Source organism: Microvirga antarctica (assembly GCF_017921815.1).
In the GTDB taxonomy this organism is placed as follows: domain Bacteria; phylum Pseudomonadota; class Alphaproteobacteria; order Rhizobiales; family Beijerinckiaceae; genus Microvirga; species Microvirga antarctica.
Genome location: NZ_JAGEMM010000008.1, coordinates 145,779 through 161,900, shown reverse-complemented (window position 1 = coordinate 161,900; position 16,122 = coordinate 145,779). Strand labels below are relative to the sequence as shown.

At 65.5% G+C, this 16,122-nt stretch carries 15 protein-coding genes; 6 read left to right on the top strand and 9 right to left on the bottom strand.

From position 1 onward, the window contains the following. The first annotated feature begins 169 nt into the window (after positions 1 to 169). Positions 170 to 505 carry a DUF1127 domain-containing protein gene (locus J4G32_RS19790; protein ID WP_246505342.1) on the top strand — a complete coding sequence of 112 codons (336 nt, stop codon included), beginning with the start codon at positions 170 to 172 and terminating at the stop codon, positions 503 to 505. Here the strand turns inward: J4G32_RS19790 and J4G32_RS19785 are convergent. The 3 genes from J4G32_RS19785 to J4G32_RS19775 are packed head-to-tail and all read right to left on the bottom strand — an operon-like array spanning position 502 to position 4,490. Further along, on the bottom strand, positions 502 to 1,239 hold the full coding sequence (locus tag J4G32_RS19785) for a DUF937 domain-containing protein (protein ID WP_210497280.1): 738 nt from the start codon (positions 1,237 to 1,239) through the stop codon (positions 502 to 504). The genes J4G32_RS19790 and J4G32_RS19785 overlap by 4 nt on opposite strands. A 24-nt stretch (positions 1,240 to 1,263) precedes the next feature. Then, positions 1,264 to 2,643 carry an MATE family efflux transporter gene (locus J4G32_RS19780; protein WP_343232692.1) on the bottom strand — a complete coding sequence of 460 codons (1,380 nt, stop codon included), beginning with the start codon at positions 2,641 to 2,643 and terminating at the stop codon, positions 1,264 to 1,266. After that, the gene (locus tag J4G32_RS19775) at positions 2,643 to 4,490 is read right to left on the bottom strand and encodes a monovalent cation:proton antiporter-2 (CPA2) family protein (protein ID WP_210497279.1); all 1,848 of its coding nucleotides are present in this window, start codon (positions 4,488 to 4,490) and stop codon (positions 2,643 to 2,645) included. Before J4G32_RS19775 ends, J4G32_RS19780 begins: the two co-directional genes overlap by 1 nt. A 145-nt stretch (positions 4,491 to 4,635) precedes the next feature. On the opposite strand from J4G32_RS19775, the gene ispH reads away from it, so the two are divergent. The 3 genes from ispH to rnhA are packed head-to-tail and all read left to right on the top strand — an operon-like array spanning position 4,636 to position 7,031. After that, a complete protein-coding gene (ispH, locus tag J4G32_RS19770) occupies positions 4,636 to 5,595 on the top strand; it encodes a 4-hydroxy-3-methylbut-2-enyl diphosphate reductase (protein ID WP_210497278.1) in 960 nt (319 codons plus the stop codon). 3 nt (positions 5,596 to 5,598) lie between these two features. Beyond that, a complete protein-coding gene (locus J4G32_RS19765; protein ID WP_210497277.1) occupies positions 5,599 to 6,564 on the top strand; it encodes a homoserine kinase in 966 nt (321 codons plus the stop codon). Next, positions 6,561 to 7,031: a ribonuclease HI gene (gene rnhA / locus J4G32_RS19760; protein ID WP_210497276.1), complete on the top strand. Its 471-nt coding sequence runs from the start codon at positions 6,561 to 6,563 to the stop codon at positions 7,029 to 7,031. Before J4G32_RS19765 ends, rnhA begins: the two co-directional genes overlap by 4 nt. Positions 7,032 to 7,069: 38 nt before the next feature. Here rnhA and J4G32_RS19755 read toward each other — a convergent pair whose 3' ends face one another. Next, positions 7,070 to 7,552, bottom strand: a complete 483-nt coding sequence (locus J4G32_RS19755) for a peroxiredoxin (protein ID WP_210497275.1) — start codon at positions 7,550 to 7,552, stop codon at positions 7,070 to 7,072. A 40-nt stretch (positions 7,553 to 7,592) separates the two neighbouring features. Continuing rightward, complete coding sequence (locus J4G32_RS19750; protein ID WP_210497274.1) at positions 7,593 to 8,432, bottom strand: protein-disulfide reductase DsbD domain-containing protein; 840 nt, start codon at positions 8,430 to 8,432, stop codon at positions 7,593 to 7,595. 93 nt (positions 8,433 to 8,525) lie between these two features. Here J4G32_RS19750 and J4G32_RS19745 point away from each other — a divergent pair, with 93 nt between their 5' ends. Next, positions 8,526 to 9,137 (top strand): YqgE/AlgH family protein, encoded by a 612-nt coding sequence (locus tag J4G32_RS19745; RefSeq protein ID WP_210497273.1) that lies wholly within the window; start codon positions 8,526 to 8,528, stop codon positions 9,135 to 9,137. A 13-nt stretch (positions 9,138 to 9,150) separates the two neighbouring features. Here the strand turns inward: J4G32_RS19745 and J4G32_RS19740 are convergent, their stop codons facing one another. The 4 genes from J4G32_RS19740 to J4G32_RS19725 form a co-directional block, all read right to left on the bottom strand. Further along, on the bottom strand, positions 9,151 to 12,030 hold the full coding sequence (locus J4G32_RS19740; RefSeq protein ID WP_246505371.1) for an EAL domain-containing protein: 2,880 nt from the start codon (positions 12,028 to 12,030) through the stop codon (positions 9,151 to 9,153). A gap of 195 nt (positions 12,031 to 12,225) precedes the next feature. Then, positions 12,226 to 13,509 (bottom strand): M16 family metallopeptidase, encoded by a 1,284-nt coding sequence (locus J4G32_RS19735; protein WP_210497272.1) that lies wholly within the window; start codon positions 13,507 to 13,509, stop codon positions 12,226 to 12,228. Beyond that, the gene (gene thrC, locus J4G32_RS19730; RefSeq protein ID WP_210497271.1) at positions 13,506 to 14,921 is read right to left on the bottom strand and encodes a threonine synthase; all 1,416 of its coding nucleotides are present in this window, start codon (positions 14,919 to 14,921) and stop codon (positions 13,506 to 13,508) included. The genes J4G32_RS19735 and thrC overlap by 4 nt, the downstream gene beginning before the upstream one ends. A gap of 73 nt (positions 14,922 to 14,994) precedes the next feature. After that, on the bottom strand, positions 14,995 to 15,531 hold the full coding sequence (locus J4G32_RS19725; protein ID WP_210497270.1) for a GNAT family N-acetyltransferase: 537 nt from the start codon (positions 15,529 to 15,531) through the stop codon (positions 14,995 to 14,997). A 221-nt stretch (positions 15,532 to 15,752) separates the two neighbouring features. On the opposite strand from J4G32_RS19725, the gene J4G32_RS19720 reads away from it, so the two are divergent. Then, complete coding sequence (locus J4G32_RS19720; protein WP_210497269.1) at positions 15,753 to 16,106, top strand: hypothetical protein; 354 nt, start codon at positions 15,753 to 15,755, stop codon at positions 16,104 to 16,106. The last annotated feature ends 16 nt before the right edge of the window (positions 16,107 to 16,122 follow it).

Here is a 16,122-nt window from a genome sequence, read left to right as displayed (position 1 = left end):
GTCAAGCCGTTGGTAAGTCTGTTGATTTCCCAAACGGAATGCTTCCGCGTCGCATGACGAGGGCGATTGATCGGTCTCGATTTCGCAAGTCGATGAATGGGTTGATTGTTCTCTGCATTCTCCGCCGAAGGTGACACTCAGCAAAAATCGCCATGTCTGGAGACCCGCGATGACCCACCTCAGCTCCACCGTTTCGATGTCCCTGAACCTGACCGCGCTGAAGCGCGTCGTCGCGGCTTTCGGCACCGGCGCGACGGTGGTGATGAATCGCTGGCAGAGCCGCCGTGAAATCCGTCACCTGGCCCAATTCGACGATCGCATGCTCAAAGACATCGGGCTGACGCGCGGCGAGGTCGAGGGGGCGCTTGCCGAGATATTTCTCCGGGACAATGCGGTTAATCTGCATCGATGGGACGAGAAACAGTCCCGTTCTCCGGCGGTAAGGCATGATTCAGGCCAGCGGCCCATGGTTCCCCTCGCGCCCCGCTCAGGATACGCGGGCTAGCTCTTGTCTGCGCCGGCCTTCTGCGCCTCGTCGAAAATCGCCTGGAGGGACGCGAGATACTGCTTCTGCAGATCGCGTCCCTTTTCCATCATGTCCTCCCAGGCCGGAGGTGCGTTCGCATTTACGTGACGCTCCCGAGGGTCGGCGGGCGCTGGCTTGAATCCGGCCATCATCGCCTCGAAGGGCGAGACCTCGGGCTTGGCCTCGACGGGGGCTGCCCCGGTCCAGGCCGTGCACAGGCGGCTCCATGACTCGGCCATGCTCTTCGGCGTCAGGGACGGCGCCGGCTCTGCCTTCTGCGACATGGCGCGAGTCTGGCCGGACAGCCAGTGATACAGGCCGCCGGCATAGATCCCTGCGAGCACCGGCAGCATCTGCCGCATGACGTCGGCATTGACGCCTGTCACGGACGCCGCCTGCTGGGCGACTTTCCGGCTCACGTCGTCCGAGCCAAACAGCTGATCGAGAATCTGCTCGCCGTTGCGGCGGGAATCCGGCGAGAACGCCTGGGCGCCGTTGAGCCACAGGGACTGATAGGCGCCGCCGAACAGTCCCGCCATCATCGGGTTGGGCGAGGGTGCGCCCATCGTGTGCTGCATCCCCATGGCGAAAGCCGGCAGGAACGCCGCCAGAGCCCGCTGGGCCTGATCGCCGCTGACGTTGAACTGGCGCCCGAGGAGCGCGGTGGCGGCGTTCATCTGCGCCTGGCGCATGAAGTCGAACCAATCGAACATCGCCGCCTCCTGTGTCGGACCGCGCTAGAGCGGGACCTGAGCTTGGCGCTCCAATCGCCTGACTGTCCAGAACGAAGTGATGACCGCCCCGATCCCGAACGCAACCGACCCCGCGCCGATTCCCACGAGCGCGCCTTTGGGACCCGCCATCTGCGCGCCCAGATAGGCGAAGGGAATCATGCCGAGCGTCGCCCGGCCCCAGTTGAAGAACGTCGACAACAGCGGGAAGCCGAGATTGTTGAAAGCGGAGTTGGACACCAGCACCAGGCCGATGAAGAACCAGATCAGCCCGCTGATCTGACAGAAGAACTGCACGATATCGGCCGTCAGCGGCGGCGCGTTGAAGGCCTGCGTCAGCGGCACGCGGATGAGATAGAGCATCAGCCACACGGCAAGGATGTAGAGAACCATGACCAGGAGCGTGTCGCGCAGGGTCTGGCGAACCCGGCCGAAGCGCCGGGCGCCCCAATTCTGGCCCATCACCGGCCCGATCGCCGCCGCCATCGCGAACAGCCCGCCAAAGGCCACCGGCGTGACCCGGTCGATGATCGCCGAGGCGGCGATCGCCTCATCGCCGAACCGCGAGATGATGCCGGTGAAAAACGCCGACGAAACTGGCGCCGCGACGTTGGTCAGGATCGCCGGGATCGCGATGGCGAAGAAGGGCCGTGCATCGCGCATTACGCCCGCAACCGTCGGGCGCGAAAGAAGCGCGTAATGGCCGATGACATAGCGATACCCGACATACGCATAGACGATCCGCGCGACGTTGATGGTGATGGCTGCCCCGTTCGAGCGCAGGTCGAGGCCGAAGATCAGGATCGGGTCGAGCAGCACCGTGACGATGGCGACGGACAGGCTGGCGAACATGCTGCGCCTGGCGTCGCCTGCGGCGCGCAGGAGCGTGGAAAAGGCCATCCCGAGGGCCATCAAACCGTTGGTGGGCAGCATGATCCAGAGGAAATGCTTGGCCACCTCGCCGGTCTGTCCCGTGGCGCCGAGAAGGGTCAGCAGACGCGGCACGAAAGGCAGGAGGAGGGCGCTGATTCCTGTCGAGACCAGCACCATCAGGACGCAGGCCGACGTCGCGAGTTCCCGCGCCCGCTTGTGGTCGCGGGCGCCGAGCGCACGCGACACCAGCGCGCCGATGGGAATCATCAACCCCACATTCATCGACATGGTGAGGAACATCACCACCGTGGCGAGCCCGACACCCGCCGTCATGCTCGGGTCTTTCAGCCACGAGATGTACATGAGCGATACGAGGTCGACGAGGAAGATGGCGATCAGTCCGGCAGCGCCGGTGCTCGACATCACCAAGACATGCCGCATGGTCGAGCCGACGACGAAGCGGGGCGTGCCCGCATCGTCGGGAGGCGCCGTCTCGGTCTTGGGTTGGTCCACTAGAACACGCCTTCGCCGAGGATATCGCGGGTCTCGGCGTTGAGACCGCGCGCCTTGCCGGCCGGCGTTACGAGCGGTTCCGGCGCGATCTTGGCACCCACGATGAGCTCGGCGCCGCCCATCGTGTCGCCGCCCTTCTGCAACATCAGGCGGGCTGTGTCACGCTTGCGCACGTCATTGGCCGTCAGTGCTGCCGCATCAGGCTCGACGCCGAGTTCTTCGAGCGCGGCGCGGCCGAACGTGACGGCGGATTCGAAGACCTCGCGAACCTGGAAGTCCACGTCCATGTTCAACAGATCCACGGCGTGGATGCGGTCGTAGGCGCGCACGAAGCTGCGCGCATTGGCGAAGTTCTCGTGGATGATCTCGACGATCTTGACGGTTGCGTCGGGATGGTCGGTGCAGACACAGATCATCTCGGCCCTCGACGCGCCCGCCGCCCGCAGCACGTCGAGCCGCGTGCCATCGCCGTAATAGACCTGAAGTCCGAACCGGCCCGCATCGCGGATGCGCTCCACGTCGTTGTCGATGACGGTCGCGTCGATCCCCTGGGCGAGAAGAACCTGGTTGACGATCTGGCCGAACCGGCCGAACCCGATCACAAGGACGCGGCTCGACAGCTCGCCCTGCTGGCCGGGCGCGGCGCCCTCTTCAGGCTCCGCCTCGAAGCGGTTCCCCATGGCCTTCTCCAGCAGAGTGGCGGCGATCGGCCCAAGCAGCATCGTGATCGCGGCCAGCGCCGTCACCAGCTGTCCGGTCGCGGGGTCCAGCAGGCCGAGGCCGAGGGCGACGGGCAGCAGCACGAAGGCGAATTCTCCGGCAGGCGAGAGCAGCGCGCCCGAGCGCAACGCATCCCGTCCTTTCGCGCCGAACAGCCGGGAAAGAATGATGACCAGAAGCGACTTGACGATGACGACCGCAGGCGCGGCGATCGCCAGGATGAGCCATTGCTGACGCAGCAACGAGAGGTCGATCGACATGCCCACGCTCATGAAGAACAGGCCGAGCAGGATGCCGCGGAACGGCTCGATATCGGCCTCGAGCTGGTGGCGGAAATTCGATTCTGCGAGAAGGAGGCCGGCCAGGAAGGCCCCCATGGCCATCGACAGGCCGACTTCCTGCAGAAGCAAGGCCGCGCCCAGCACGACCAGCAGGGCGGACGCGGTCATGACCTCGCGGGCGCCGCTGCGCGCGAGCACCCGGAAGAATGGGTTCAGGCCGTAGCGCCCGATCAGGATCACCGCAACGATGGCGGCGACCGCCGTGCCGAGGCTGACGAGTCGGTCAGCCATCGATCCGGTCTCAAGCGCCGCGGCACCGGTCGCCAGAACCGGCAGAATGGCCAGGATCGGGACGACCGAGAGGTCCTGGAACAGCAGGATCGCAAAGGAGCGCTGGCCGTAGGCGGTCTGGATGTCGCTGCGCTCGTCCAGCATCTGCAGCCCGATGGCGGTCGAGGACAGCGCCAAGGCGAGTCCGGTTACGATGGCGGCGTTGGTGGGGAAACCGATCAGGTAGGACGCGCTTCCCAGGCACAGGGCGGTGAAGACGACCTGCGCGAGACCGAGCCCGAAAATGTCGCGCTTCATCGACCACAGATGCGTGAGCTTCAGTTCAAGCCCGATGATGAAGAGCAGCAGCACCACGCCCAGTTCGGCCACGGTCGCAATGGTCTCGGGCTCGCCGACGAGGCCCAGTCCGAACGGACCGATAACCACGCCGGCCGCGAGATAACCGAGGACCGCACTCAGGCCGAGAAGACGAAAGAGCGGCACCGCCACAACCGCAGCGCCGCAAAATGTCAGGATCGGCGGCAGAAAACTGACGTGAGAGACTGAATCCGCCATTATGGTTTCGCAAGAGGAGAAGGAATGCCCACCTTTCTAGGGTGTCTCGGGCTCAAGTGCGAGCGATTCTTGCCGCTCCCACCGGCGCGAATAGCGCCGCTCGCGGCTTGACAGAGCAGGGTTCGTCTCGCCACATCGCCGGATTATGACCAAGCCGCCTCTCCTCATCCTCCTGTGCGCTCCGCGCGGATTCTGCGCCGGGGTCGTGCGCGCCATCGACGCGGTCGAGCGCGCGCTCGTGCTGTATGGGGCGCCGGTCTATGTCCGGCACGAGATCGTTCACAACAAATACGTGGTCGAGGGCTTGCGGCGGAAGGGCGCTGTGTTCGTCAAGGAACTCGACGAGGTTCCGGACGGGGATGCGCCGGTGATCTTCTCCGCCCACGGGGTGCCCAAATCCGTGCCCGAGGCCGCGTTGGCCCGCCGGCTGTTTGGCATCGACGCCACCTGTCCCCTCGTCACCAAGGTTCATCGGGAAGCACTGCTGCATCACAAGCGCGGCCGGCACATTCTCCTCATCGGGCATGCGGGCCACCCCGAAGTGGTGGGCACCCAGGGGCAGCTCCCGCAAGGCGCCACGACCCTGGTCGAGACGCTCGAAGATATCGCAACCCTGTCGTTTGCCGACGAGTCGGCTCTCGCCTTCGTCACCCAGACCACCCTGTCGGTCGACGACACCAGCGATATCGTGCGCGCGCTGCAGGCGCGCTTTCCCGCCATCGTCGGCCCGCACAAGGAAGATATCTGCTACGCCACCACCAACCGCCAGGGCGCCGTCAAACGGGTGGCGCCCCTCGTCGAGGCGATGATCGTGGTGGGTTCGGCCAACTCTTCCAATTCCCAGCGCCTGCGTGAAGTGGCGGAGCGGGAAGGGTGCCCGGTGGTGCGTCTGCTGTTACGTGCGGACGATATCGACTGGTCGGTGTTCGGCGGGATCGCCACCCTCGGCATCACCGCCGGGGCATCCGCGCCGGAAGTCCTGGTCGAGGAAATCATGGACGCGTTCGCGGCCCGCTTCGAGGTCACGGTGGAGACGGTCTCGACCGCCGATGAGAGCGTGTTCTTTCCGCTCCCGCGCGAATTGCGCGAGCAGGCGGCAGAATAAGTCATGGCAGTTTATACGGAAGTTCCGGACGACGAGCTGGTCGCCTTCGTGGCCGGCTACGAGATCGGCGAGGTGTTGTCCTACAAGGGCATCGCCGAGGGCGTCGAGAACACCAATTATTTCCTCCACACCAGCCGCGGCTCGTACATCCTGACGCTCTACGAAAAGCGTGTGAACGAGGCCGACCTGCCGTTTTTCGTCGGCCTGATGCGCCATCTCGCCAGCAAGGGCCTGAACTGCCCGCTGCCGCTCGAAAACCGGCACGGCGAGACCCTCGGTCGGCTCGCCTCCAGGCCCGCCGCGATCTTCACCTTTCTGGACGGAATCGCGGTCCGCCGCCCGACCGCCCCGCATTGCGGCGCGCTGGGATCAGCGCTGGCGCGGCTCCATGTGGCGGGGGCGGATTTTGTCATGGTGCGCCCCAACACCCTGTCGCTTGCCGGCTGGCCGCCGCTTTTCGCGCAAGCCGAGGCCGAGGCCGATCGCGTCTCGACCGGGCTTGCGGAACGCACGCGGCGGGAGCTTTCGGCGTTGCAGCGTGATTGGCCGACGGATCTTCCGGCCGGGATCATTCATGCGGACCTGTTTACCGACAACGTCTTCTTCATCGGGCCTGCGGTGTCGGGGCTGATCGACTTCTACTTCGCCTGCACGGACGCGCTCGCCTACGACGTGGCCATCTGCCTCAACGCGTGGTGCTTTGAAATCGACGGCTCGTTCAACCTGACAAAGGGGCAAAGTCTGTTGGCCGGATACCAGGCGGTGCGCCCGCTTCAACCGGCGGAAATCGACGCCCTGCCGGTGCTGTGCCGGGGCTCTGCCATGCGGTTCATGCTGACCCGGCTGGTCGACTGGCTGAACGTGCCGCCCGGCGCGCTGGTGAAGCCCAAGGACCCGCTCGAATATGACCGCAAGCTCAACTTCCACAAGCATGCGCGCAATGCGCGCGAATACGGCCTGGACGTATGACAACCTCTGACAGGGTCAAAATCTATACCGACGGCGCCTGCTCGGGCAATCCCGGACCGGGCGGCTGGGCCGCGATCCTGTCGTTCCGGGGCAGCGAGAAGGAAATCTCGGGCGGCGAGGCGCATACCACCAACAACCGCATGGAATTGCGGGCCGCCATCGAAAGTCTGAAGAGCCTGAAGCGCGACTGTCCGGTCGATCTCTACACCGATTCTCAATATGTCCGGCAGGGCATCACGTCGTGGATGGCGAACTGGAAGCGGCGGGGATGGCGGACGGCCGATAACAAGCCGGTCAAGAACGAGGATCTGTGGCGCGACCTCGAGGCCGTCACGGCGCGGCATGAGGTTGCCTGGCACTGGGTCAAGGGCCACGCGGACGATCCGACCAACATCCGGGTCGACGAACTCGCCGTGGCGGCCATGAAGCCGTTCAAGCAACTGGCCAAGGACGCAGCCCAGTCATAGGGCTGGCGGCCGGGCGCAGGGGCGCCCGGCGTGATCTCTCAGAGGCTCTTGAGCAGGTTTTCGGCACCCGAAATCTGCGCCTTGGCGGGGGCGTCTTCCAGGTTGATGGACTTCACGACGCCGTTTTCCACCACCATCGAGTAGCGCTGCGAGCGGGTGCCGAGGCCGAATCCCGAGCCATCCATGCTGAGGCCGATCGCGCGGGCGAAATCGCCGTTGCCGTCGGAGATAAACTCGATGCCTTCGCCGCCGGCGGCCTTCGACCAGGCCTCCATGACGAAAACGTCGTTGACGGCGGTGACCAGCACCGCGTCGATGCCCTTGGCCTTGATGGCCTGCAGGTTCTCGACGTAGCCGGGCAGATGGTTGCGGTGGCAGGTGGGCGTGAAGGCACCCGGAACCGCCACGAGGACGACGTTGCGATCCTTGAAGAGATCGTCGGTGGTCTTGGCCACGGGCCCGTCCGCCGTCATGACGCGGAAGGTCACTTGCGGCAGGTTTTCTCCGACCTGGATGGTCATCGGCAGTTCTCCGGTAGCGTGAGCAAAAGGTGCCTCTTCCCTATCGCGGCTTGCCGGTGGCGTCGAGCTTGACCTCGCTCTCGACGGCGTTTTGCCCGGCCACCAGCGTCAGGGTCACCGTGACCGGGCCAGCCGCATCCTTCGGCTTCTCGTCGAGGCTCACCGAGACACGGTTGTGGTCGTCCGGTTTTGCGGTGGAAAAATACCAGCCTTCAGGTGCCTCGACGAACAGGTTCGGCGCCTCCCCGGGTGGGCTTTTGAGCGTCGCGGAGAAGCCGGGTTTGCCGTCGGTGTTGGGTCCAAGCGAGAGGATCGAGACAGGCCCCGGCGCGCCGATGGCCTGGACCCGCGGAACCTTGTCGTGCAAGGCAGCCGCAATCTCGGCCTGCTGGGATGGCCCGGCCCCGAGCGTCAGCGCGAGCGTTGCATTCGCCGGGATGCAGATATCCTTGCAGATGCCATACTCGATCGACAGGACGAGCTTTACCGGCTTTGCGACGTCCACTGCCTGGACGACCAGCGGCAGCAGGACGTTGTCATGATAGACGTAGGACACCCCTGCGCCGTCCTCGGACCGCGAGGGTGCGGGCCATTTCACGTCCACGGAGGCGACGTTTTCGGATCCGGCCCAGTCGAATCGCGGCGGCAGGCCGCTCTCGCCCGGGTTTCGCCAATAGGTCTTGAAGCCGGGGTCGAGCGCCATGTCGATGCCGGCGAGCCATTGCGTACCTGTGCGGTCCCCGGACACGAGCCGCACGCGGGAATGCAGGCCCTGCGACCAACCCGGCATGCCCTGCGCCACCCCAAGCGAGGGGAGCAGAAGGAGGCCGAGACAAAAAAGGCTCGAAATGGAACGTAACCGAAATACCATGGAACTCATGACTGTTCGTGAGGCTTCCCCATACAAGATTTTAGCAGCCCAAGGCCATCCACGTTCCCGTGATGGCGAGGGCCTGTCCCGATAGAGGCCACTATGTCCGTTTTGCCGACCGAGTCCGATATGTCCGAGGGGTATCTCGATGGCCAGCTTCTGCTGGCGATGCCCGGGATGACGGATGAGCGGTTTGCCCGGTCAGTGATCTATCTGTGCGCCCATTCGGCGGAGGGCGCCATGGGGATCGTGCTGACCAAGCCCGCTCCCAACGTGAGCATGCCGGATCTCCTGGTCCAGTTGGAGATTGTACCGGAATCCGAGCGCATCAGCCTCCCGAAGACCCTCGAGGCCATTCAGGTCCTCATCGGCGGCCCGGTCGAGACCAGCCGGGGCTTCGTCCTGCATTCGCCCGATTTCCACATGGATCAGTCCACCCTCCCCATCGACGACGGCGTGTGCCTGACCGCGACAGTCGACATCCTGCGCGCCATCGCCAGGGGCGAGGGCCCCAAGGATGCGATTCTGGCGCTGGGATATGCAGGGTGGTCCGCCGGCCAGCTCGAGGGCGAGATCCAGGCCAATGGGTGGCTGAACTGCCCGGCGGATGTGGATCTCCTCTTCGGCACGCCGGTCGATGCCCGGTACGAGGAGGCTCTGAGGCGGATCGGCATCGAGCCCGCCATGCTGTCGAGTGAAGCGGGTCACGCTTAGGGACGATTGCCGGTCAGGCCGCTTCTGGCGCCGCTCCGACGAGTTGACGGGCCTGCAACATCGACATCGGCTCTCCGAAGACCGGCCCTTGGGCATATTCGCAGCCGAGCTGATAGAGCTCGATCGCCTCCGATTCGGTCTCCGCTCCCTCCGCCACCGTCTCCATGCCGAGTTCGTGCGCCATCTTGATGATCGAGCGCAGAATGATCGGCTTGTTGTCCGCCATCTGCCGAACGAAGGATTCGTCGATCTTGATCGTGTCGAAGGGGAAGCGCAGCAGATAGGACAGGGCCGAATAGCCGGTCCCGAAATCGTCCAGCGACAGCCCGGCGCCAAGGTCACGCAAACGGGACAGGATCTGGGCCGAGTATTCCGGATTCTCCATCACCAGACTCTCGTTCATCTCCAGCTTCAGCGACCCGGCCAGAACGCCCGTTCGGGCGATGACGGCCTTGACGTCCTGCAGCAGGTCATGCCGGAGCAGATGATGGCTCGACATGTTGACGCTGGCGAAGATCGGCGGCTCGACCTCGAGCGCATCCTGCCAGGCGGCAAGCTCCCGCGCGGTCTGCTCGAGCAGGAAGAAGCCGAGATTGACGATGAGGCCGGTTTCCTCGGCGATGGACATGAAGTCTTCGGGGCCGACGCGGCCAAGGCGCGGGTGGTCCCAGCGCAGCATCGATTCGAAACCCGCGATGGTCCGGTCTTCCAGCCGGACGATGGGTTTGAACAGCACCTTGATCTGATTGAGATCCAACGCGCGCCGGAGATCGTTCTCCATGGTGAACAGGTCGCTGCGGTCGGAGCGCATGTTCGGCCGGAACACCTCGATGCAATCGCCCCCGTTGCGCTTGGCATGCGACATGGCGATTTCGGAATTGCGCAGCACTTCCTCGCGCCGGGCGGCGATCTGCGGATCGTGCAGGGCAAGCCCGATGGAGGCAGTGAGGAAGATCTCGCGCTCGGCATAGGTAATCGGCGTCGTCACCGCCCGCCGCACCATGTCGGCGAAAGCGATGATGCGGTCTGGCTCGCGCTCGGAGAGCAGGATCATGGCGAATTCGTCGCCCGAAATGCGCGCCAGCGTATCCTGCGGCCGCAGCAGACGGCTCAAGCGGCGAGAGAGCGTGAGGAGAATCGAGTCGCCCGCCGCGTAGCCGACCGCGTCGTTGGTGGTCTTGAACTGGTCGATATCGATGACGAGCACGGTGGGACGCAGTGAATCGTCCTGGCTCGCATAGGTGAGGGCTGCCTCCAGCCGATCGTAGAACAGTTGCCGGTTGGGCAGGCTGGTGAGGTTGTCGTGCACGGCGTCGTGGAGCAGGCGCTCTTCGGCGGTTTTTGATTCGGTGACGTCCGACAGGGTGCCGACAATGCGAATGACCTCGCCGTCCGTCCCCACCAGCGGCCGGGCCCTGAGGCGGAACCAATGATGGGCCCCGGACGAGCCGCGCAGGCGGAAATCCTGGTTCAGCCGCCCGCGTCGTTGCTCGATGACGGCGTCGAGCGACAGGCGGTAGCGGTCCTTGTCGAAGGGATGAATGAGGTCGAGCCAATCGGTGGCGGACCCCTCGAGCGCGCCGCGTTTCAGGCCGAGCTGCTGCTCCACCTCTGGGCTCACATAGATCTTGTCCGACGTCACATCCCAATCGAACACGATGTCGCCCGCGCCGGAGAGCGCCAGCGCCCGTCGCTCGGTGTCGTTGACCTGACCATGCGCGAAGGCCCCGCCCGCAAAGGCGTGCTGCATGACCGTGAAGCCGATGAGCATGACGATCAGAACAAGGCCGCCGATGAGCGCAGGTGGAACCAGATCCGAGCCGAGCTGGCCTGTCACCGTGAAGGTCGCGGCCGTCACCCAGGCGATCAGCAACAGCCAGGTCGGCACCAGCATGACAGCGCGGTCATAGCCGTGGGTTGCCAGATGCAGCACGAGAATGAAGCCGATTCCAGCCACAGCCGCGATGGAAATCCGCGCCACGCCGGAGGCCACCGGCGGGTCGATGACCGCGAGGCCGACCAGCGCGCCGAGGAAGACCAGCCAGAATGCCGTCACGTGACTGTAGCGCACGTGCCAGCGATTGAGGTTGAGATAGGCGAAGAGGAAGACCAGCAGCGTGGCGGCGAGCACCGCCTCCGCACCGGCGCGATAGACCTGCTCGGCCTTCTCGGTGATCGGGAAGATGCGCTGGAAGAACCCGAAATCGATGCACGCATAGGCAAGCACCGCCCAGGCCAGCGCCGCGGCCGCGGGGAAGATCAGCGCGCCCTTCACCACGAACACGATGGTGAGAAAGAGCGCCAGCAGACCCGCAATGCCGATGATGATGCCCTTGTAGAGGGTCAGGCCGTTGATGCGGTCCTTGTAGGAATCGGCGTTCCAGAGCTGCAGCTGCGGCAGCTCGGCGGAGCGCAGCTCGGCCACGAAGGTAACGGTCGTGCCGGGATCGAGGGTGATGAGAAAGAGGTCGGCGTCCGGTGAATCGTCCCGCTCGGGGCGAATGCCCTGGCTGGCGGTGATCGCCTCGATGCGGGTGGAGCCGAGATCCGGCCAGATCACGCCGGACCCCGTGAGGCGGAAATGGGGGGCCACCAGGAGCCGGTCGACCTGTTCGTCGGTATCGTTGGTGAGCGCGAAGACGATCCAGTCCGGCCGCGTGCCGGATTCGCGGGCCTTGACGGCAATGCGACGCACGATGCCGTCGCGGCCGGGCGCCGTTGAAATGCGGATTTCGTCGCCGTCCGACTTGTACCGGTCGACCATGGGGGCGAGATCGATCGCCTTGGTGTCGGGGTCCACGCGAACGGATTCCACGGCCTGACCGGCGGTCGGCACGGACACGCACAGGAAAGCGGCGATCAGCAATGAGATGGCGAAAGAAACGATCCGCAACGCTTCCGTCTTTCGTCCGTGACGCATGAATGGAACGGGATTGGTATCGGTCAGGAGCCCAGAGGGCAAGGCGCTCCCGGGAGACGGGGTCGACTTGTCCGCAGGACTCCGGAATCGAGCTTGGCGACTAGGCAATGGGGGCCGTTTGCGGCGGGATTGAGGAGGCCGCTCCCAACCGAACCGTTCATGGCTGTCCTACCCTCTCAGGCGGGTGGTAATTTTCGCCATGGACGGAAGGCCCTTGATCGGTCCGATGGCGGCAATGGTCGGCGTGCCGCGCAGAAGCTGCCGCCCCGCCTCATGGACGTCCGCCGCCGTCAGCGCATCGACCTTGGCGACGATCTCCTCGCTGGGAACGATCCGACCCCAGGACAGGAGCTGGCGCGCCATCCGCTCGATCCGCCCGCCGGGCGTCTCCAGCACCGTCAACAGCGCCACCTTCATCTGCGCCTTGGCGCGCACCATCTCGATATCGCTGATATCCTCGGCGGCCTGCCGCATGCAGGCGAGCGTCACATCCATCAGTTCGGCCACGTCCGCCCCGGATGTCCCGGCCCCGACGCCGAACAGGCCGCAATCCGAGAAGGGCCAATGGAAGGCGTCGATGGAATAGGCAAGCCCCCGTGTCTCGCGCACCTCGTGCCACAGGCGCGAGGTCAGGCCGCCGCCCAGGATATGGGCGAACAGATGGGCGGCGTAATAGCCCGGATCCTTGAAGGACAGGCCCGGCAGGCCCAGCACGATATTGGCCTGCTCGAGCTTGCGGGAAATCCGGCGTTCGCCGCCGGTATAGAGGCCCGGTTCCGGCTCCTGCGCTCCCACGGCCGGCATGGACCCGAAAGCGCGTTCGGCAGCTTCAACGATCTGGGCGTGCTCCACGTCGCCGGCCGCTGCGATCACCATCTTGCCGGGGGTGTATTCGCGGGCGAGGAAAGCCCTGATGGTCGCCTCGTCGAACGCCTTGATGGTATCCGGGGTGCCGAGGATCGGGCGACCGATGGGCTGGCCCGCATAGGCCGATTCCATGAACGCGTCGTAGATGAGATCGTCCGGCGTATCCTCGACGGCCGCGTATTCCTGGAGGATGACGCCCTTTTCGCGCGCCAGCTCGGCGGCATCGAAGGTCGAGTGGATCAGGATGTCGCCCAGCACGTCGAGCGCCAGATCGGCATTCTCTCCCAGGACCCGGGCGGTATAGCTGGTGTATTCGACGCTGGTGGCGGCGTTGATGTCGCCGCCGACATTCTCGATATCCTCGGCGATCTGCCGGGCGCTTCGGCGGGTCGTGCCCTTGAAGGCCATGTGCTCGATGAGGTGGGACAGGCCGTGTTCGTGGGCCTGCTCGTGGCGCGAGCCGGTCCCGACCCAGACACCCATGGTCGCGGTGGCGATCTCTGGCATGCGCTCGGTGGCAACCGTGAGGCCGTTTTCGAGCTGGGTGATGTTGATCCGCCCGGGCAGGAGAGTGTGTCGCGTCATGCCGCGACGCCCGAGGCTGACCGGGCACGCTGGCGGATGAAGGCCTCGACCGCCGTCGGGTCGAGGGGCAGGACGGTGAACCGCTCCTCCCGCGTCATCAGGTCGGCCATATGCGGCGGCAGGGCAGGGCGCTGGCCGGTGGCGCGCTCGACCGCATCGGGAAACTTGGCCGGGTGGGCGGTCGCCAGCGCAATCACCGGAACCTCCGGCCGTTCGGCGAGCAGCGTGCGGGCCGCCCGTGTGCCGACGGCGCTGTGCGGATCGAGCACGTAGCCTGTTTGCGCATAGGTCTCGGCCATCTCGGCCGCGACGCCCGCCTCGTCGACGGCGCTGGCGGAGAACTCGGCCCGGATGCGGCTGAGGGGCGTCTCGGGGATCGTGAAGGATTTCGATTGCGTCAGGCCCGCCATCGCGGCCCGCACCGCGCCCGCATCCCGGCCGAAGGCCTCGAACAGCAGCCGCTCGAAATTGGACGAGATCTGGATATCCATGGAGGGCGAGTCGGTGGGCGTGACCCCACGGATCTCGTAGGAGCCGGTGGCCAGCGTGCGGGCCAGGATATCGTTGGCATTGGTGCCGATCATCAGCCGCTCGATCGGCAGGCCCATGCGCTTGGCGACCCAGCCGGCCAGGATGTCGCCGAAATTGCCGGTGGGGACCGAAAACGAGATCCGCCGGTCGGGCGCGCCGAGCGCCACCGCGGCCGTGAAATAATAGACCACCTGGGCTGCCACCCGCGCCCAGTTGATGGAATTGACCCCCGACAGGTGAAGCTCGTCGCGGAACCGCGCATGGTTGAACATGCCCTTCACCAGGGACTGGCAGTCGTCGAAAGTGCCTTCGACCGCCAACGCGTAGACGTTGGGCGAGGTGACCGTCGTCATCTGCCGGCGCTGCACGTCCGAGACGCGGCCATGCGGGTAGAGGATGAAGATGTCGACCTGATCGAGCCCTTTGAAGGCGTCGACCGCGGCACTACCCGTATCGCCCGACGTGGCCCCGACGATGGTGGCGCGGATGCCGCGTGCCCGCAGCACATAGTCCATCAGCCTGCCGAGCAGCTGCATCGCCACGTCCTTGAACGCCAGCGTGGGGCCGTGGAAGAGTTCGAGCGCGAACAGATTGTCGTCGAGCTGCACCAGCGGGCAGATCGCGGGATGCCGGAAGCCCGCATAGGCCTCGTCGATCATCCGATGGAGGTCGGCCTCGGGAATGTCGCCATCGATCAGCGGACCGAGCACGGCCTTGGCAACCTCCGCATACGGCAGGCCGGAAAACCCGCGGATCGTGGCCTCGGAGAGGGTCGGGAAATGCTCGGGCATGTAGAGGCCGCCGTCCCGCGCCAGACCGGCCAGCAGGGCGTCGGAAAAACCGAGCGCGGGGGCATCGCCCCGGGTCGAAACGTGGAGCACGTCAGATCTCCTGAAATTTCGCGGACATTATGAGCCACGACCGGCAAGGACAAGGACTAAGGGACGATGGCGCTCAGCGCCGGAGCCGCGCCATCGTGTAGGCATCGACGAAGGCGCCCCCGCGAAACGCGTAATCGGCAAGCGTGCCCTCGATGTCGAAGCCGTGGCGCCGGTAGAGCGCGAGGGCGGGCGCATTGTCGACGAAGACGGTGAGTTCGATTCGCCGCAGGTTGAGCCAGTCGTCGGCGACGTCCAGAAGGGCTGCCAGCAGGCGCGAGCCGATGCCGCGTCCCTGATGATCGTCATGCACGCCCATGCCGAGAGAAGCCGCGTGGGCGCGGCGCCCCGATTGCGGGTCAAGACCCGCGCTTCCCACGACCTCGCCGCCCCGCAAGGCGATGAGGAAGACGCTACCCGCCGGGCGCTTCTCGATCAGCGCGCGCGTCTGCGCCGGGCTCTGGTAGGGCAGCCGCAGCGTGCCCCAGCGGTAGCCCGGCAGGCAGGCGAGGCTTGCCAGCCCGTCACTGTCGTCCGGCCCGGCGGCGCGGATGATCAAATCGTCGTCTTGTCGGTCGGGCAATCGGGATGGCAAGGGGGGCTTCGGGTCCATGGTGTCTCTCCTTGAGGAGGCGGAGACGGCACGGACCCTGCGAGCCCTGCGCGTCTCCGCAGGGCTTCGGGGGCAAGTCCACGCTAGACGGCGCGCGACCTTTCTCCCCCGCGCCCTGCAAGGCACGTGGTGAGATGGGCGGTCGTCATGGCAAGCGCGAACATGGGGAAAATGATACAGATTCCGATCAGACAGGCAATCGGGATGTGGAGGCGACTTCCATGCGCATGACGCGGATCGACTGGATTCTGCTGCCGTTCCTTGTCGGGACGATCGCCCTTCTCCTGGTGGTGGTCTTTGCCGTGGCGGGGTTTCTGGGGCTGGGAGTGCTAGGCCTTCTCGTCGGCCTGATGGCGCAACGGATCGAGATCGAGAAGGACGGCGCCACCAGCGGTGACATGACCACGTCGCTCTATGCCGAGCAGTTCAAGGCCCGGCAGGCCATGAGCCGTGCCGAGCGGGCCGAGCACCACGCGCAATCGGATCGGCTGCTCGCCTATCTCGGCGTCGCCAAGATCATCAGCGCCGGGATGGTCATTCTCGGCTTCGGCTTCTTCGTGCTGTTCCAGCTCTGAGGAGCTGGCCGGCGCA

Bases quoted from the DNA above. Each gene is read 5' to 3' on its own strand.
- J4G32_RS19790 (WP_246505342.1), top strand. From the start codon at position 170: ATGACCCACCTCAGCTCCACCGTTTCGATGTCCCTGAACCTGACCGCG.
- J4G32_RS19785 (WP_210497280.1), bottom strand. From the start codon at position 1,239: ATGTTCGATTGGTTCGACTTCATGCGCCAGGCGCAGATGAACGCCGCC.
- J4G32_RS19775 (WP_210497279.1), bottom strand. From the start codon at position 4,490: ATGGCGGATTCAGTCTCTCACGTCAGTTTTCTGCCGCCGATCCTGACA.
- ispH (WP_210497278.1), top strand. From the start codon at position 4,636: ATGACCAAGCCGCCTCTCCTCATCCTCCTGTGCGCTCCGCGCGGATTC.
- J4G32_RS19765 (WP_210497277.1), top strand. From the start codon at position 5,599: ATGGCAGTTTATACGGAAGTTCCGGACGACGAGCTGGTCGCCTTCGTG.
- rnhA (WP_210497276.1), top strand. From the start codon at position 6,561: ATGACAACCTCTGACAGGGTCAAAATCTATACCGACGGCGCCTGCTCG.
- J4G32_RS19755 (WP_210497275.1), bottom strand. From the start codon at position 7,552: ATGACCATCCAGGTCGGAGAAAACCTGCCGCAAGTGACCTTCCGCGTC.
- J4G32_RS19750 (WP_210497274.1), bottom strand. From the start codon at position 8,432: ATGAGTTCCATGGTATTTCGGTTACGTTCCATTTCGAGCCTTTTTTGT.
- J4G32_RS19745 (WP_210497273.1), top strand. From the start codon at position 8,526: ATGTCCGTTTTGCCGACCGAGTCCGATATGTCCGAGGGGTATCTCGAT.
- J4G32_RS19735 (WP_210497272.1), bottom strand. From the start codon at position 13,509: ATGACGCGACACACTCTCCTGCCCGGGCGGATCAACATCACCCAGCTC.
- J4G32_RS19725 (WP_210497270.1), bottom strand. From the start codon at position 15,531: ATGGACCCGAAGCCCCCCTTGCCATCCCGATTGCCCGACCGACAAGAC.
- J4G32_RS19720 (WP_210497269.1), top strand. From the start codon at position 15,753: ATGCGCATGACGCGGATCGACTGGATTCTGCTGCCGTTCCTTGTCGGG.